The 14,274-nt window shown below is 69.8% G+C and carries 19 protein-coding genes; 14 read left to right on the forward strand and 5 right to left on the reverse strand.

Features of this window, described 5'->3' with window-relative positions; translation table 11 throughout:
- Positions 1 to 51: 51 nt before the first annotated feature.
- The 3 genes from AC1C2R_RS10200 to AC1C2R_RS10210 are packed head-to-tail and all read left to right on the forward strand — an operon-like array spanning position 52 to position 1,516.
- Positions 52 to 393: a chorismate mutase gene (locus AC1C2R_RS10200; protein ID WP_495352363.1), complete on the forward strand. Its 342-nt coding sequence runs from the start codon at positions 52 to 54 to the stop codon at positions 391 to 393.
- The gene (locus AC1C2R_RS10205) at positions 390 to 1,325 is read left to right on the forward strand and encodes an SDR family NAD(P)-dependent oxidoreductase (protein ID WP_495352364.1); all 936 of its coding nucleotides are present in this window, start codon (positions 390 to 392) and stop codon (positions 1,323 to 1,325) included. Before AC1C2R_RS10200 ends, AC1C2R_RS10205 begins: the two co-directional genes overlap by 4 nt.
- A complete protein-coding gene (locus tag AC1C2R_RS10210; RefSeq protein WP_495352365.1) occupies positions 1,322 to 1,516 on the forward strand; it encodes a hypothetical protein in 195 nt (64 codons plus the stop codon). The genes AC1C2R_RS10205 and AC1C2R_RS10210 overlap by 4 nt, the downstream gene beginning before the upstream one ends.
- Positions 1,517 to 1,573: 57 nt before the next feature.
- On the opposite strand, the gene AC1C2R_RS10215 is transcribed toward AC1C2R_RS10210, so the two are convergent.
- Positions 1,574 to 2,044 carry an OsmC family protein gene (locus tag AC1C2R_RS10215; protein WP_495352366.1) on the reverse strand — a complete coding sequence of 157 codons (471 nt, stop codon included), beginning with the start codon at positions 2,042 to 2,044 and terminating at the stop codon, positions 1,574 to 1,576.
- Positions 2,041 to 2,673: a GntR family transcriptional regulator gene (locus AC1C2R_RS10220; protein WP_495352367.1), complete on the reverse strand. Its 633-nt coding sequence runs from the start codon at positions 2,671 to 2,673 to the stop codon at positions 2,041 to 2,043. Before AC1C2R_RS10220 ends, AC1C2R_RS10215 begins: the two co-directional genes overlap by 4 nt.
- Before the next feature lie 185 nt (positions 2,674 to 2,858).
- Between AC1C2R_RS10220 and AC1C2R_RS10225 the strand changes: the two genes are divergently transcribed.
- The 10 genes from AC1C2R_RS10225 (at position 2,859) to erm (ending at position 12,494) form a co-directional block, all read left to right on the forward strand.
- Complete coding sequence (locus AC1C2R_RS10225; RefSeq protein ID WP_495352368.1) at positions 2,859 to 3,788, forward strand: phosphate/phosphite/phosphonate ABC transporter substrate-binding protein; 930 nt, start codon at positions 2,859 to 2,861, stop codon at positions 3,786 to 3,788.
- Positions 3,789 to 3,846: 58 nt separating this feature from the next.
- Positions 3,847 to 4,713 (forward strand): phosphonate ABC transporter ATP-binding protein, encoded by an 867-nt coding sequence (phnC, locus tag AC1C2R_RS10230; protein ID WP_495352369.1) that lies wholly within the window; start codon positions 3,847 to 3,849, stop codon positions 4,711 to 4,713.
- Positions 4,710 to 6,533 carry a phosphonate ABC transporter, permease protein PhnE gene (gene phnE, locus AC1C2R_RS10235; protein WP_495352370.1) on the forward strand — a complete coding sequence of 608 codons (1,824 nt, stop codon included), beginning with the start codon at positions 4,710 to 4,712 and terminating at the stop codon, positions 6,531 to 6,533. Before phnC ends, phnE begins: the two co-directional genes overlap by 4 nt.
- Positions 6,530 to 7,666 (forward strand): TIGR03364 family FAD-dependent oxidoreductase, encoded by a 1,137-nt coding sequence (locus AC1C2R_RS10240; protein WP_495352371.1) that lies wholly within the window; start codon positions 6,530 to 6,532, stop codon positions 7,664 to 7,666. Before phnE ends, AC1C2R_RS10240 begins: the two co-directional genes overlap by 4 nt.
- Positions 7,663 to 8,520: a phosphonatase-like hydrolase gene (locus tag AC1C2R_RS10245; RefSeq protein ID WP_495352372.1), complete on the forward strand. Its 858-nt coding sequence runs from the start codon at positions 7,663 to 7,665 to the stop codon at positions 8,518 to 8,520. Before AC1C2R_RS10240 ends, AC1C2R_RS10245 begins: the two co-directional genes overlap by 4 nt.
- 10 nt (positions 8,521 to 8,530) lie before the next feature.
- Positions 8,531 to 9,688, forward strand: a complete 1,158-nt coding sequence (locus tag AC1C2R_RS10250; protein WP_495352373.1) for an alcohol dehydrogenase catalytic domain-containing protein — start codon at positions 8,531 to 8,533, stop codon at positions 9,686 to 9,688.
- A gap of 80 nt (positions 9,689 to 9,768) precedes the next feature.
- Entirely contained in the window at positions 9,769 to 10,488 is a 720-nt protein-coding gene (locus AC1C2R_RS10255) for an endonuclease/exonuclease/phosphatase family protein (protein WP_495352374.1), read from the forward strand.
- Entirely contained in the window at positions 10,485 to 10,904 is a 420-nt protein-coding gene (locus AC1C2R_RS10260; protein ID WP_495352375.1) for a pilus assembly protein CpaE, read from the forward strand. The genes AC1C2R_RS10255 and AC1C2R_RS10260 overlap by 4 nt, the downstream gene beginning before the upstream one ends.
- The gene (locus AC1C2R_RS10265) at positions 10,901 to 11,464 is read left to right on the forward strand and encodes a hypothetical protein (protein WP_495352376.1); all 564 of its coding nucleotides are present in this window, start codon (positions 10,901 to 10,903) and stop codon (positions 11,462 to 11,464) included. Before AC1C2R_RS10260 ends, AC1C2R_RS10265 begins: the two co-directional genes overlap by 4 nt.
- Positions 11,465 to 11,666: 202 nt before the next feature.
- Complete coding sequence (erm, locus tag AC1C2R_RS10270) at positions 11,667 to 12,494, forward strand: 23S ribosomal RNA methyltransferase Erm (protein WP_495352377.1); 828 nt, start codon at positions 11,667 to 11,669, stop codon at positions 12,492 to 12,494.
- Here the strand turns inward: erm and AC1C2R_RS10275 are convergent.
- Positions 12,475 to 12,702 (reverse strand): PLDc N-terminal domain-containing protein, encoded by a 228-nt coding sequence (locus AC1C2R_RS10275; protein ID WP_495352378.1) that lies wholly within the window; start codon positions 12,700 to 12,702, stop codon positions 12,475 to 12,477. The two genes, erm and AC1C2R_RS10275, sit on opposite strands and share 20 nt — an antisense overlap.
- Positions 12,703 to 12,821: 119 nt before the next feature.
- On the opposite strand from AC1C2R_RS10275, the gene AC1C2R_RS10280 reads away from it, so the two are divergent.
- Positions 12,822 to 13,487: a VIT1/CCC1 transporter family protein gene (locus tag AC1C2R_RS10280; protein WP_495352379.1), complete on the forward strand. Its 666-nt coding sequence runs from the start codon at positions 12,822 to 12,824 to the stop codon at positions 13,485 to 13,487.
- Here AC1C2R_RS10280 and AC1C2R_RS10285 read toward each other — a convergent pair.
- Complete coding sequence (locus AC1C2R_RS10285; RefSeq protein ID WP_495352380.1) at positions 13,456 to 13,680, reverse strand: hypothetical protein; 225 nt, start codon at positions 13,678 to 13,680, stop codon at positions 13,456 to 13,458. The genes AC1C2R_RS10280 and AC1C2R_RS10285 overlap by 32 nt on opposite strands.
- 2 nt (positions 13,681 to 13,682) lie before the next feature.
- Positions 13,683 to 14,183, reverse strand: coding sequence for an NUDIX hydrolase (locus tag AC1C2R_RS10290; RefSeq protein ID WP_495352381.1), 501 nt, complete (start codon positions 14,181 to 14,183; stop codon positions 13,683 to 13,685).
- Between the last annotated feature and the right edge of the window lie 91 nt (positions 14,184 to 14,274).

The raw sequence follows: 14,274 nt of genomic DNA on the forward strand, positions 1-14,274 counted from the left end.
AGCCGCCGGGACCGGGATGCCCGGGAGCGCGACCGCCGCTACGCTCGAAGCATGACTGACGGGCCCATCGACGAACGTGATGCCGCGATGAGCGAGCTCCTCGACATTCGCTCGAGCATCGACAACATCGACGCCGCCCTCATCCACCTCCTCGCCGAACGGTTCAAGTTCACGCAGCAGGTCGGCCGTCTGAAGGCGACGCACGGCCTGCCACCGAGCGACCCCGCCCGTGAACGTCGCCAGATCGCTCGGCTCCGCGGTCTCGCGATCGACGCGCACCTCGACCCCGCGTTCGCCGAGAAGTGGTTCAACTTCGTCGTCGCCGAGGTGATCCAGCATCATGAGGAGCTGGCGAACGGCGTGGGTTCGTCGGGCACCGCCGACGAGCTGTGAGCTGGTATCCGACGCCGCTTCCGCCGCAAGCAGGCAAGCGGTTCCTCGTCACCGGCGCATCGGCGGACCTCGGGTTCTTCACGGCGGCACGGCTCGTGGGCGCCGGCGCCCATGTCGTGCTCGTCGGGCATGACCCCGAGCGGCTCGAGGCGGCCATGGCCGCGATCCACGGCGCGCGCCCCGAGGCATCCATCGAATCGCTCGTCATCGACATGGCCTCTCTCGACTCGGTGCGCGACGGTGCAGCACAGCTGGTGCAGCACCCGCCGTTCGACGGCATCGTCACCAACGCGGGTATGGTGCGCGCGCCCGTCGCGCGCCTCGAGTCGCCCGACGGCAACGAGCTCGTGCTCGCGACGAACGTGCTCGGCCATTTCGCCCTGCTGGCCCGGCTGCTGCCGCGCCTCGCCCAGGGTGCGCGCATCGTCGCGGTCGGTTCGCTGAGGAGCCGGGTGTCGACGTTCCGGGTCGACGACCTGCAGCTGACCCGCGGCTACGACCCATGGCGTGCGTATGCGCAGTCGAAGATCGCGATGCAGGTGTTCGCCTTCGAGCTCGACCGGCGGCTCAGGGCAGCGACGATGCCCTCTCGAGCGGCCGCGGCGTCGAGCCTCGTCGCCTACCCCGGTTACTCGATCAGCGTGCGCACCCCGATCGTGCCCGGGGTCAACGAGGCGACGGCCGACGACCGGTTCGCCGACGCACTGCCGGTGCCGTGGGCGCAGGGCAAGCACCGCGGTGCCGAGCCGACGCTGCACGCCCTCACCGCCCCTGACGTCGAAGGCGGCCAGTTCTGGGGTCCGCGCTACGCGACGAAGGGCCCGCCGACCCTGCAGGTGCCGACCCGCACGTCGACGGATGCCACGATCGGCGCGCGCTTCTGGGTCGCCGCCGAACACGCCACGAGTACGACGTTCACCGTCGGGGTATGAGCCCCGACGAGCCGGCGCCCGGCTTCTTCGCCCGGCCGAGGGTGCGGAGAGTGCTCTCGCGCACCGCGGTGGTCGTCGGTGTTCTGCTCGCCGCGTTCGGCGTGATCGCCGGGCGTTACGGGTTCCTCTTCGCCGGCATCATCGTGGTGGGGCTCGGCGCGGCGATGGGGCCTGGGCGCATCCGGCGCTGATCTTCGACGATGTCAGGCTGATTTCACCCAACTCGGGGATGTCGCTGACGCCGCGGCTCAGGCGGTCAGCGTCGTCGCTTCGTGCAGCACCGGGAAGTTCACCGAGCGCGCGATGAAGCAGTAGTCGCCGATGCGTTCGTGCAGTTCGTGCGCGAGCTGCGGGTCGCTGCTCGCGTCGATCGTGACCCGCGGACGCAGGGTGACTTCACTGAACTGTCCGCTGCCGCCCGGTTCTTCGAGCATCGTGCCGGTCGGGGCATCCGTGTAGTCGGTGACGACGACGCCCGCGCCTGCGGCGAGGGCGAGGTACCAGAGCATGTGGCACTGCGCGAGTGAGGCGACGAGCAGCTGCTCGGGGTTCCAGCGCGCGGGGTCGCCCCGGAACGACGGGTCGGAGGAGCCCGCGATCGGCGGAGGGCCGTCGGCTGTGACGTCGTGGTCGCGACCGTACCCGCGATGCGTCGAGGTGCCGGTGCCGAGGTTGCCGGTCCAGCGCAGGCCAATTTCGTAGCGATGGGTCGTGGTCATTCCGGGCTCCGTTCGGTGGCGATGCGGCTGGTCGTGAGGGCGTGGGCTGAGGCTGCGGCCCGCGCGCCGTCGGCGTCGCCGGCGACGATGTGGGTGAGGATGCCGGTGTGCTCGTCGTGAACGGACACCACGCGCTCGCGTTCGCCAAGCCGGTGGCGCGTCGAGACGATGATCTGGTCCCAATAGCGGTCGAGCGTCGCGGCGATGACGGTGTTGCCGGCGAGCTCGGCGATGTGCTGGTGGAAGCGGCGATTGCGCTCGGTCGCTGCAGGCAGGTCGCCGCTGCGCGTGAGCGCGTCCGTGTCATCGGCGATGGCTTCGAGTTCGGCGAGACGGGCGGGCGCAAGTTCGCCGCGGCGCACGAGGTTCGCGAGAGCGGATGCCGCGTGGCCGTCGAGCATGGCACGGGCCTCGTACAACTCGGCGAGCTCCGCGGCGTCGCGCACGTGCACGCGGACGCCGCGGCCCTGCGCGACGACGAGTCCGTCGGCTTCGAGCCGCTGCAATGCCTCGCGCACGGGGGTTCTGCTGACGTCGAGCCGTTCGGCGAGCGATGACTCGCTGAACCTCGTCGCGCTGTCGAGTGCGCCGGCGAGCACGAGCCCGCGCAGTTCGCTGTAGACCGTCATATCGAGAATTATTGCATGCAATAGCGGGTATTGCATCCATTCGCCATGGCGCTCACGCGCCGCACGGGGTTCACCTCCCGGTAACCACGCCGCCGCCCGGCGTTGGCGGCCGCTGCCTACCGTGGGCCAACGGAACACACACAGCGTGCGCCCGCCCCGGGCGCAGCGGTCATGAAAGGTTTCCGATGAAGCTCAACACCAAGGCCTGGCCCGCGATCGCCGCGGCGGCCCTGCTCGCCGTCGGCCTCGCGGCCTGTTCGTCGCCCTCCGCGGCCGACGACTCCGCAGCGGATGCCTCGGGCGATGTGAAGTTCGCCGTCGACGAGAACACCCTCGTCTTCGGCGTCGTGCCCGACTCGGTCGACACCGAGACGAACTACCAGCCCCTCATGGACTACATCGCGCAGGAGACCGGCAAGACGGTCGAGTACCACGAGTCGACCGACTACGCCGCGCTCATCGAAGCCGCCGTCGCCGGCAAGATCGACGTCGCCTCCTTCTCGGGCTTCACCTACGTGACGGCGACGAACAACGGCGCAGCCCTCACCCCGATCTCCTCGATCATCACTGAGGAGGGCCAGGAGCCCGGTTACTTCTCGCAGGCGATCGTGCCCAAGGGCAGCGACATCACCGACCTCGCCGGGTTCGAGGGCAAGAAGGTCTGCTTCGTCGATCCGTCGTCGACCTCGGGCTACCTGTTCCCGAGCTTCAACCTGCTGAACGAGGGCATCGACCCCGAGACCGACGTCACGCCGGTGTTCGCGGGCAAGCACGACGTCTCGGTCACCAAGACCGGCGAGGGCGTCGAGTGCGAGGCCGGCTTCGCCGAAGACAGCGAGGTCGAGAAGAGCGACAAGGTCGAGGTCATCGCCGAGACCATGGTGCCGGGTGCGCCGATCGTCATCTCGAACACGCTGCCCGAAGAACTGAAGACGCAACTGACCGAGATCCTCGGCGAGGTCACGATCGACGACATCATCGCCGCGGGCATCGAGAGCGCCGACACCGACGCGTTCCGCAGTGTGTTCTTCGCGACCTCGCCCGTCGACGACGCCTACTACGACACGATTCGCGACATCTGCGAGGAGACGAACGCGGAGCAGTGCCAGGGCTGACCCCCGGCACCTGACCCACGGTCGAAGAACTGCACGGAACCGGAACACGGAGCACCGCATGAGCAAGCCAGTCGGCAACGAGGATCGAGTCGTCATCGAGGTGACCGCACTCACGAAGGAGTTCGGCCGCACGGTGGCGCTGCAGGGGGCATCGCTCACGGTCGCCAGAGGCGAGATCGTGGTGCTCCTCGGCCTCTCGGGCTCGGGCAAGTCGACGCTGCTGCGGCATCTCGACGGCCTCGAGACGCCGACCTCTGGTTCAGTGCGGGTGCTCGGCCAGGAGGTGCCGCGCCTCACGGGGCGGCGCCTCCGGGCCCTGCGCAGCCGCATGGGTTTCGTCTTCCAGCAGTTCGATCTCGTGCCCTCGCTCACGGTGCTCGAGAATGTGCTCACGGGCGCACTCGCCGAGCTGCGCGGGCCGCGCCTCGGCCTCTGGAGCTACCCGCGGCGGCTCAAGCTCACGGCCCTCGGCCATCTCGACCGGGTCGGACTGCTCGACCGCGCCTACCAGCGCGCTGACACCCTCTCGGGCGGCCAGCAGCAGCGCGTCGCGATCGCGCGAGCGCTCATGCAGGGCCCCGAGATCCTCCTCGCCGACGAGCCCGTCGCCTCGCTCGACCCCGAGTCGAGCGAGCAGGTCATGTCCCTCATCCGCGAGATCGCGATGGACGAGGGACTGACGGTCGTGTGCAGCCTGCACCAGGTCGACCTCGCGCTCTCGTGGGGCGACCGCATCGTCGGTCTGCGCCACGGTGAGGTCGTGCTCGACACGCCGGCCGAGGGCCTCTCCAAGGCGGAGGTCATGGAGATCTACGGCCGGGTCGCCACCTCGACGACCGAGCTCGAGGCAATCGAGACCGAGCTTGCGGATGCCGCGGCCGACGACGCCGCGACCCACGTGCCCGAAGGCGCGCTGCGATCATGAGCCTCACCACCGTGACGTCGGCCCCTTCGGCTCCGCCGCCACTGACGTCGTCGCTCGCCGAGCGGGCGCCCCGTCGCCGACGCTCACCCGAACGGATCGCCGCGGCCCTGACGCTCGGCGCGATCGTCGTGGCATCCGTCATCGCCATTACCGACTCGGGCATCTCGATCCCGAGCATGATCGAGAGCTGGGGCAACGCCGAGCGGTTCTTCGCGCGGGTCGGCACCATCACCTTCCCCGAGCCGGGGGAGCTCATCTACCTGACCGCGCTCACGATCGGTCTCGTGCTCTGCGGCACGCTGTTCGCGGCGGTCATCTCGGTGCCGGTCGCCTACCTCGCTGCATCGAACACGACACCGGGCCGGGGCTGGCAGGCGTTCGGCCGTTTCGTCACGGTGCTCACCCGTGCGATCCCGGATGTCGTGCTCGCGATGGTCTTCGTGCTCATGTTCTCGCTCGGTTCGCTGCCCGGCATCCTCGCGATCGGCATCCACTCGATCGGGATGATCTCGAAGCTCTTCGCCGACGCCATCGAGCAGATCGACGAGGGTCCGCGCCGCGCCGTCCGTGCTGCCGGCGGCTCGAAGCTGCAGGAGTTCACGAGCGGCATCCTCCCGCAAGTGCTGCCGTCGTGGGTCGCGACCGTGCTGCACCGCAACGACATCAACCTGCGCGGCTCGGTCGTGCTCGGCTATGTGGGCGTCGTCGGTCTCGGCATGGAGATGTCGTTCGCGTTCAAGTCGCTGAACTACTCCGAGGGGCTCGGCATCGCGCTCGTCATGTTCGCGCTCTGCGTCGTGATGGAGATCGTCTCGAGCGTCGTTCGGCAGGCCATGCTGGGCGTGGCGCCGACGGGGCGGGGCCTCGGCGACCGGATGGTGCGCGGGGTTGCGAACATCAAGGATCGTGCAGCCGCTGGTCGAGGAGCGAGCGCCGGCGAGCGTCTCGAGACCGCCTCGGCGGGTCTCGATACGCCTCCTTCGTCGGCTACTCGACCGACGAAGATTTCGTCGGCTACTCGACCGACGATTGCGGCGGCGCTTCGCCGCCCGTGGGACGCCGTGCGGATCCGCAACGCCGCCTGGGGCTGGATCGCGCTCGCGGTCGTCGTCGGCAGCGTGCTCGTCTGCAACATCCAGTGGGGCGACCTCATCACGTTCTGGGCGAAGGTGCCGGCGATCGCCGCGGCGTTCTGGCCGCCGAGCTTCGGCAACTACGACGCCGCCACGATGTTCGGCGCGATGGCGCAGACGATCGGTATCGCGCTCGCCGCGACCCTGCTCTCGTTCGTCGTGTCGGTCTTCATCGGATCGCTCGCCGCGCGCAACGTCGCCCCGAACGCCGCGGTGCGCACCTCGATGCGGTTGCTGCTCGTCGTCATCCGCGGCATCCCCGAGGTGATCCTCGCGATCGTGCTCATCGTCATCACGGGCCTCGGCAGCCAGGCCGGCACGCTCGCGCTCGCGTTCGGTGGCATCGGCCTGCTCGGCAAGCTCATCGCCGACTCCTTCGAAGAGGTGAAGCCAGGCCCCGAGCGGGCACTGCGGGCGACCGGTGCGAGTCGCGGCCAGGTCTACGCCTCGGCGACCGTGCCGCAGGGCACTCGCGCGCTCATCGGCCACAGCTTCTACCTGCTCGACACCAACATCCGCGCGGCGACGATCCTCGGCATCGTGGGCGGCGGCGGCATCGGTTACTACCTGCTGAACGCCGGGCAGGGCTCGAACTATGCGGTCGTCACCGCGATCGTGCTGATGATCCTCGTCACGGTGCTGATCGTCGAGGGCATCGCCATGTGGATGCGGCGGGTGTTTCGATGAGCAGTGCAGGCTACGACGTCGCCGTCGTCGGCTCGGGAGTCATCGGCCTCGGCGCGGCGCTCGCCGCCCATCGGCGCGGGCAGCGGGTCGTCGTGATCGAACGGGGCAGCGAGCCGTCCGGGGCATCCGTGCGCAATTTCGGCCATCTGTGCTTCACACCGCAAGCCGGGCTCGCCCGCGAGTTCGCGCTCGCATCGCGGGAACTGTGGCTCGGCCTCGCGCGGGACGCGGGGGTGTGGCTCCGAGAGTCGGGCACCTTCGTCGCCGCGCGTCACGACGACGAGCTCGCAGTGCTGCGCGAGTTCGCCGGCGTGCGCGGCGCTGGTGAGGTCGAGCTCCTCTCAGCAGCCGACACCGATGAGCGGATGCCGCTGGCCCCGGGCAGGACCGTCGGCGGCGCGTTCCTCCCGCGCGACCTGCAGGCGAACCCGCGTCAGGCCGTCGCCGCGCTCGCCGACCACCTCGAGCGCGAGGGCGTGGAGTTCCGACGCCGCACCGCGGTCGGTCGTGTGCGGCCCGGCCGGGTCGACACGAGTCGAGGCCGCATCGACGCCGACCGCGTCGTCGTCGCGGTCAACCACGACATCGACCTGCTCTACCCCGAGGTCGCCGAACGGCACGGCATCGTGCGCTGCGCACTCGACATGCTGCGCGTCTCGGCGTCGCTGCGGATGCCGCTGGCCGCACCGCTCCTGACCGGATGGTCGCTCGTGCGGTACGGCGCATTCTCAGCCGGTTCCGCGGCATCCGCGCTGCGCGAACGACTGCACGCCGAACAGCCCGCGCTGGCCGCGCTCGACCTCAACCAGATGTACACGCAGCTACCCGACGGCACCCTCATCGTGGGCGACACGCACGCTCGCGGTGCGACCGTGGCCCCGTTCCAGAGCGAGTTCGCGTTCGAGTCGCTCCTCGACGTGACCCGCGAGCTCTTCGGCATCGATTCTCTGCGCGTCGTCGAGCGCTGGCAGGGCGTCTACGCGAGCGGGCCCGACGACTTCCTCATCGAGGAGGTCGAGCCCGGCGTGCACCTCGTCGCAGCCACGACCGGCATCGGCATGACGACGGGGCTCGGGCTCGCCGACCACGTCGTCGACACCTTCACGACCACCCTGCAGAAAGGCGCATCATGACCACGAACCCGCCCGTCGGCGTCGTAGACGACGAATTCGACGAGATCGACGGACCGGCCGAACTCGGCGAAGTCACCGAGGCGGCCGCCGATCTCGAAGCCGACGACCTCGAACGCGACCTCGACCTCGAGCGCGAGCTCGATGCCGATGACCTCGACGACGAGTTCGAAGACGGCGTCGTCGAACTCGTCGTGCTCGACATGGCCGGCACGACGGTGGCCGACGACGGCGTCGTGGAGCGGGCGTTCGCGCTCGCCGCCGATCGCACCGGCATCGTGCCCGAGGGGGAGTTCGAGACGGCGCTCGAGTACGTACGCGACACCATGGGGCAGTCGAAGATCGAGGTCTTCCGCGTGCTCAGCGACGGCGACGAAGCTGCCGCGCAGCGGGCGAACACGGCGTTCGAGGGCGCCTACGCGGAGCTCGTCGCGAGCGAGGGCGTCGCCGAGATCGCGGGCGCAGCCGACGTCATCAGGGAGTTGCGCGAGGCCGGGGCATCCGTCGCGCTCACCACCGGATTCTCGGCCGTCACCCGGGACGCGATCATCGACTCGCTCGGTTGGCACGGCCTCGTCGACCTCGTGCTGTCGCCGGCCGATGCCGGCCGTGGCCGGCCGTACCCCGACCTGCCGCTCACGGCGTTGCTGCGCACGGGTGCGTCGGCGGTCGATGCGATCGTCGTCGTCGGCGACACCGTGAGCGACATCGAGTCGGGCGTGAACGCCGGCGCGGGTCTCGTCGTCGGCGTGCTGACCGGCGCACACGACCGTGACGCCCTCGACGCGGCAGGTGCCGACGCCGTCATCGACAGCATCACCGAACTGCCCGCGCTGCTCGGCCTGCGCGGGCAGTAGGCGAGTCTCGATGCACACCATAGTGCGGGTCGGTGAACTCGACGTGATCGTGAAACCCTCGCCCGTCGCGATGGTCTGGAATGAGCCAGGGCGGCCGCACGATGCGCTCGCCGCGCCCGGCGTGCGGCTTGCAGAGGGGGAAGCCCTCGTCGAGGTCGAGCTCGCGACGATCTGCGGCTCCGACGTGCACACCGTGCGGGGCCATCGCGCCGCGCCCGCGCCCCTGGTGCTCGGGCATGAGCAGGTCGGCCGCGTCGTCGCCGTCGGCGAGGGCGCGATGCGCGCAGACGGGGTGCCGCTCCGACTCGGCGACCGCGTCGTCTGGTCGGTCACCGTCAGTTGCGGCGACTGCGATCGGTGCCGTCGCGGCTTCACCCAGAAGTGCCGGTCGCTCGCCAAGTACGGGCACGAGCGCGTGCACCGTGGCTGGGAACTCTCGGGCGGGTTCGCCACCCACGTGCAGCTGCGCGCCGGTACGACGACGGTGCAGGTGAGCGAGATGCTGCCCGCATCGGTGGCGGCGCCCGCCTCGTGCGCGACGGCGACGGCCGTGGCGGCGCTCGACGCGGCATCCGTGCGGGCCGACCTCGACGGGGCGCTCATGCTCGTGACCGGGGCGGGAATGATCGGCCTCACGGTCGCGGCGATGGCGATCGAGTCGGGCGCCGAGGTCATCGTCTCCGATCCGGATGCCTCGCGGCGCGCGTTCGCCCATCGGCTCGGCGCTGTCGCCGTCGACCCGGGTGCGCGTGGCGAGTCTCCCGAACGGCTCCAGTCCGCGCTGGATCGCTTCGCCGCGCGGGGGATGCCCGAAGTGCTCGTGGCGATCGAGGCATCCGGATCCGCCGCCGCGGTGCGCACCGTGGTCGAAACCATCGGGGTCGGCGGCGTCGTCGTGCTCGTCGGCAGTGTTTCGCCAGGGTCGGCGGTGAGCCTCGACCCCGAAACGCTCGTGCGTCGGCTCGTGACGATCACCGGGGTGCACAACTACGCGGCCCACCAGCTCGTGCGCGCGGTCGAGTTCCTCGAGCGGTCGTGGCGGGAGTTGCCCCTCGACGAACTCGTGGGCGCGACGCATCCACTCACCGAACTCGACCTCGCCATCGACGAAGCCGCGACCGGCCTGCATGTGCGAGTCGGGGTGGCGCCCGGCCGACGGCCCGTGTGACGGTGCGATTCCTGTGCGAACGGCACCGCACGCGAGATTCCGGGCAAGTCCGGTGCCTGGAGTCGTAGGCTGATTCGATCATGCGCGTGATCAGTTACAACCTTCGGAAGCACCGGGCGAGCGGCGAACTCGTCGGCATCGTCGAGCGGTACTCGCCCGATATCCTGTGCCTCCAGGAGTGCGACACGCAAGACCTGCCGCAGCAGATCCACGACCTCGAGCTCGCCGATGCGACGCAGCGCAACCGCCTCGGCCTCGCGCTGTACTATCGCGCGGACCGGTTCCGGGCGGTGCGCGTGCAGGCGTTCATGCTCAAGAAGTCGCTCCACGACCGCGTGCTGGCCCCCGCTCACGAGCGGCTCATCGGAGTGCGTCTCTTCGATCTGGAGGCGCAGCGCGAGGTGATCGTCGCCTCGTTCCATGCGGCGCCGCTGACCGCGCTCAACTCGTTGCGACGGCACCAGATCAAGTCCGCGCTCGGCGAGCTGCAGTTTCTCGGGCCAGGCCTGCCGACGCTCATGGTCGGCGACTACAACTACCCGATCTTCAAGGAGAACCTCGGCGAGAAGGTGCGCGACTCGGGGTACGACCTGACCCTCAGCGACAAGCGTACGTACACGCGGTACAAGTTCTTCCGCGGGCACTTCGATCTCGCGACGTCGGTCGGGCTCGACATCGTCAGCATCGAGACCCTCACGCGAGGCTCGTCCGATCACATGCCGATCCTCGTGAATGCGAACTACAGTGTGCCGGCCGCCGCGGCCGAACCGGCAGAGCCCGACGTGGCGGGCGCCGCGTGATCAGCCGCGAGCTCGCACTCGCGTTGCGGGAAGCCGGGCTCACGTGGCATCCGGAATCAGGTGACCGCTTTCAGCTCGACCTGCCCGACTCGGTCGAGACCGAGGTCGAGGCCGATGTCTTCACGGTCAGCGAGATGACGATCGAGGCGCACCGGTTCCCCACCGGCACCATCCTCGGGTTCAACGGCACCACCGAATGGGCGCTCGATTCGGTCTCGATCGGTGACGCCGTGTGGCTGCCCCGAGAAGACCAGCTCCGGGAGTTGCTGCGATCGACGTTCCGTGCGCTCCGGCGACTCGACGACGCGTTCGAGGTCGAGGTCGATCTCGCCGGCGAACAGCGGCGCTTCGAGCATCCGGATGTCTCGGAGGCCTACGGCCGCGCCCTGCTCGAACTCATCGGCCGGTCGCGATGACGGATGCCGCGGGCGACGCGCCGGCCGGCATGGGTGATGCCGGCGGGCTCACCGTCGCGCAGCGCGTTACGGAAGCGGTCGCGCAGGCCGTTGCCGCCCTCCGTGCCGGCGCAGCTCGCGACGAAGCGCTCGCCGAGTACGTGCCGGAACGGCGAGTCGTGGGAATCCCGCGCGCTGCGCGGATGAGCTCGCTCGGCCGGGTGTGGCGGCTCGGTGCGCTGCTCCTCGCTGCCGACGGCGACCTCTTCGCGACAGGCAGGGTGGTGCGGGCCGAACTTCCAGCCCGTCGCAGCACACCGGCGGCGGCGATCGCCGAGCAGCGCGCCTTTCGGGCTGCCGCGATCAAGGGCGGCTTCAGCGAGGGCGAGACCGTGAACTTCGACGCGGCACCGGTCAGCCACGTCGAACTGGCTGGCGCCGGGGCATCCGGACCCCTCGTGGTCGTCGGCGATGCGGTGTTCGTACGCTGGAATCCGGCCGGGCCCGACGCGCTCACCGCCCTCGACCGGTATCTCGCCGACCGCATCGAGCTGCTCGTGAACCCGCCGTCGGGCGCCTGAGCTGCTTCCGGGCTGCGCGCGATTTGCGCATTTGCTAGTGTCGACGATCGTGTCCTGTAATTTCTCGGCAATGATCATTCGGCCCCGCACCGCCTGAGGCGGGGCGACCGAACACTTTTCGCGTCCCTCCGCCTCGGCCATTTCCTGGCCGCGGTGCGTCTTCGGCGTGCCCGGCTGACGATCCTCGCCAGCGGAGCTTTCATTGCGCACACACACTTCTTCTTCCACCTCTGCCCACCCATTTGCGTCCGACGTCGGCGGCCGGCACGAACTCGGCCAGAACTTCCTCGTCGACCGCCGCGTCATCGACCGACTCATCTCGCTGACGGCCGCGACACGCGGCCCGATCGTCGAGCTCGGTGCCGGGAGCGGTGCACTCACTCGCCCGCTCGTCGACCTCGGGAGGCCGCTCACCGCGCTCGAGATCGACCCTCGGCGAGCGGCCACGCTGCGTCGTGATCTCGGCAGTGCGGCGACAGTCGTGCAGGCCGACGCGCTCGCGTGGCGGTACCCCGTCGAGCCGCACGTCGTCGTCGGCAACGTGCCGTTCCATCTCACGACGGCCATCATGCGTTCGCTCCTCGCCCGCGCGCACTGGACCGACGCGATCCTCCTCACCCAGTGGGAGGTCGCCCGGCGCCGCTGCGGGGTCGGCGGCTCGAGTCTCCTGACGGCGCAGTGGCATCCGTGGTTCGCGTTCAACCTGCACGACCGGGTGCCGGCCCGTGCGTTCCGCCCCGCCCCCTCGGTCGACGGCGGGGTGTTCAGCATCGAACGTCGCCGGCAGCCACTCGTCGCGGAGGCTCAGCTCGCGGCGTACCAGGGGTTCGTCGCCGAGGTCTACCGGGGGCGGGGCAACGGATTGGCGCAGATCCTCGCACGCACCTCCCGGCCGATGCGCATCGAACGAGCCCGGCGCCTGCTGCGCTCACTCGAGTTGCCCGATCGGGTGCTGCCCAGCCGCCTCACCGGGCGGCAGTGGGCCGCCGTCTGGTCGGCTGTGCGAGATGCTAGCGGAGGTCGCGAGTGATGCGGATGCCGAATGGATGCGGGCCGGCGGCGAACCACACGATCGATCCGACGAGCGGGAAGCACATCACGGCGATCGCCCAGACCCACCGCTCGAGCTCGTTCAGCTCGTCGGTGCGGAAGATGCGCGACACGACCCAGACGATGACGGCGAGGTACCCGACGCCCACGACGAGTGCGACGAGGTTCCAGGCGAAGAATCCGTCCAATGTCTCATCCGTTCGTCGCAGTCGTACGCAGCAGTTGCTCGTCACCGACAGGCTATCGACTTGCCCCGTGCATTCGGGTGTTCACCGCCAGAATGGGTGCATCGGCACGGGGAGGGCGCATGAGGTGGTACCGCACCGACGCGGCCCGCGACTTCGCCGTCGCCGCCAACGACGGCATCATCACCACCGCCGGTGTGCTGCTCGGTTTCGCCGGCGCCGGCGCATCGAGCACGACGCTCCTCGTCGCCTCGCTCTCGGCTCTCGTCGCGGGATCCGTCGCGGGCTTCGGGGCGAAGTACGCCGAGCTCGCGGCCGAGCGCGACAACGAGCAAGCGCTGATCGCCGAGACGGAGCGCGATATCCGCGAGGATGCCAGCGACGATCTCGCCGACCTGGCCGAGCACTTCGTCGAGCGAGGGGTGCCACCCGGGTTGGCGCGCGACGTTGCCGAGCGGATGCATGCGCACGACGCCGTGGCTGCCCAACTCGAGGCGGAGCACGGCATCGACGACCCGATGCCGGCCTCGGGCCCGTTGCTCGGCGCGCTCGCGAACGCGGCGGCACTCGCCACCGGCTCGCTGCTTCCGCTGATCATGCTGCTCGCCTATCCCGCAGCCTGGGAGGAGTGGGCGGTCGCCGTCGCGACCCTCATCTCGCTCGCCGTGACGAGCGTGCTCATCGCGCTGTCGGCGCACACCTCCGTGCCCCGGGCGCTGCGCCGCACGATCGGCATCGGCGTGGCGACGATGGGGCTCAGCTTTCTCGCGGGTCTCCTCGTCTTCTGAGCGGGCTGGTGTCGCCGTCGCCCGTGCCGCGCTCCGAGCCGTGCGACTCCTGCTCCTGCACCGACTCGATGATCGAGTCCTGCGTGCCGCGCAGAGCACGGATCCAGCGCACGACGATGCCGACCACGATGGCGATCGCGAGCAGGGCGACCGGCACCCAGATGAGGGCGAGCGGCAAGGAATCGGGAGCCACTGTCAGAACCCGTACGGCGTGATGGGGGAGAGACGGCCGTCGCGCATCGCCTCGAGCACGGCGAACTCGTGCGGCACGACGGGCTCGGGCAGCGCGTCGAGTGTGAACCAGCCGAGTTCGGCCGCCTTGTCTTCCATCGGGCGCGGCTCGCCGCGCCATTCGGTGGCGGCGAAGAACACGTCGATGCGCTCCTCGATCGCCCGGTGCGGCGCGCCGCCGGTGCGATGCATGACGGTCAGCACCGTGAGCGCCGACTCGTCGAGATCGACGCCGAGCTCTTCGTGGGTCTCGCGAACCGCGGCCGCGAGCAGCGACTCTCCGGCCTCGACATGACCGGCCGCGCCGCACGCCCAGTACTCGTCGAAGTAGCCCGTGCCGCGGCGCAGCTGCAGCAGTACCTCGTCGCCGCTGCGGAGCACCACGTAGGCGGCCGGGATGACCGCGAATCTGCCGTGCGATGCGGCGTAGGCCTCGGTGTATGCGGTTCCGTCGGGCTCGGTCATCGGGTCTCGATACGCTTCTGGGTCTCGATACGCTTCTGGGTCTCGATACGCTTCGCTACTCGACCCAAGCCTCGACCAACAACTCGACCGG

It is taken from the genome of Agromyces sp. Y182 (assembly GCF_059445385.1).

Excerpts from the sequence above, each read along its gene's own strand:
- AC1C2R_RS10245 (WP_495352372.1), top strand. The coding sequence starts at position 7,663 with ATGACCACGAACCCGCCCGTCGGCGTCGTAGACGACGAATTCGACGAG.
- AC1C2R_RS10220 (WP_495352367.1), bottom strand. The coding sequence starts at position 2,673 with ATGACGGTCTACAGCGAACTGCGCGGGCTCGTGCTCGCCGGCGCACTC.
- AC1C2R_RS10210 (WP_495352365.1), top strand. The coding sequence starts at position 1,322 with ATGAGCCCCGACGAGCCGGCGCCCGGCTTCTTCGCCCGGCCGAGGGTG.
- AC1C2R_RS10225 (WP_495352368.1), top strand. The coding sequence starts at position 2,859 with ATGAAGCTCAACACCAAGGCCTGGCCCGCGATCGCCGCGGCGGCCCTG.
- AC1C2R_RS10255 (WP_495352374.1), top strand. The coding sequence starts at position 9,769 with ATGCGCGTGATCAGTTACAACCTTCGGAAGCACCGGGCGAGCGGCGAA.
- phnE (WP_495352370.1), top strand. The coding sequence starts at position 4,710 with ATGAGCCTCACCACCGTGACGTCGGCCCCTTCGGCTCCGCCGCCACTG.
- AC1C2R_RS10215 (WP_495352366.1), bottom strand. The coding sequence starts at position 2,044 with ATGACCACGACCCATCGCTACGAAATTGGCCTGCGCTGGACCGGCAAC.
- AC1C2R_RS10265 (WP_495352376.1), top strand. The coding sequence starts at position 10,901 with ATGACGGATGCCGCGGGCGACGCGCCGGCCGGCATGGGTGATGCCGGC.
- AC1C2R_RS10200 (WP_495352363.1), top strand. The coding sequence starts at position 52 with ATGACTGACGGGCCCATCGACGAACGTGATGCCGCGATGAGCGAGCTC.
- AC1C2R_RS10240 (WP_495352371.1), top strand. The coding sequence starts at position 6,530 with ATGAGCAGTGCAGGCTACGACGTCGCCGTCGTCGGCTCGGGAGTCATC.
- AC1C2R_RS10250 (WP_495352373.1), top strand. The coding sequence starts at position 8,531 with ATGCACACCATAGTGCGGGTCGGTGAACTCGACGTGATCGTGAAACCC.
- phnC (WP_495352369.1), top strand. The coding sequence starts at position 3,847 with ATGAGCAAGCCAGTCGGCAACGAGGATCGAGTCGTCATCGAGGTGACC.
- AC1C2R_RS10280 (WP_495352379.1), top strand. The coding sequence starts at position 12,822 with ATGAGGTGGTACCGCACCGACGCGGCCCGCGACTTCGCCGTCGCCGCC.
- AC1C2R_RS10290 (WP_495352381.1), bottom strand. The coding sequence starts at position 14,183 with ATGACCGAGCCCGACGGAACCGCATACACCGAGGCCTACGCCGCATCG.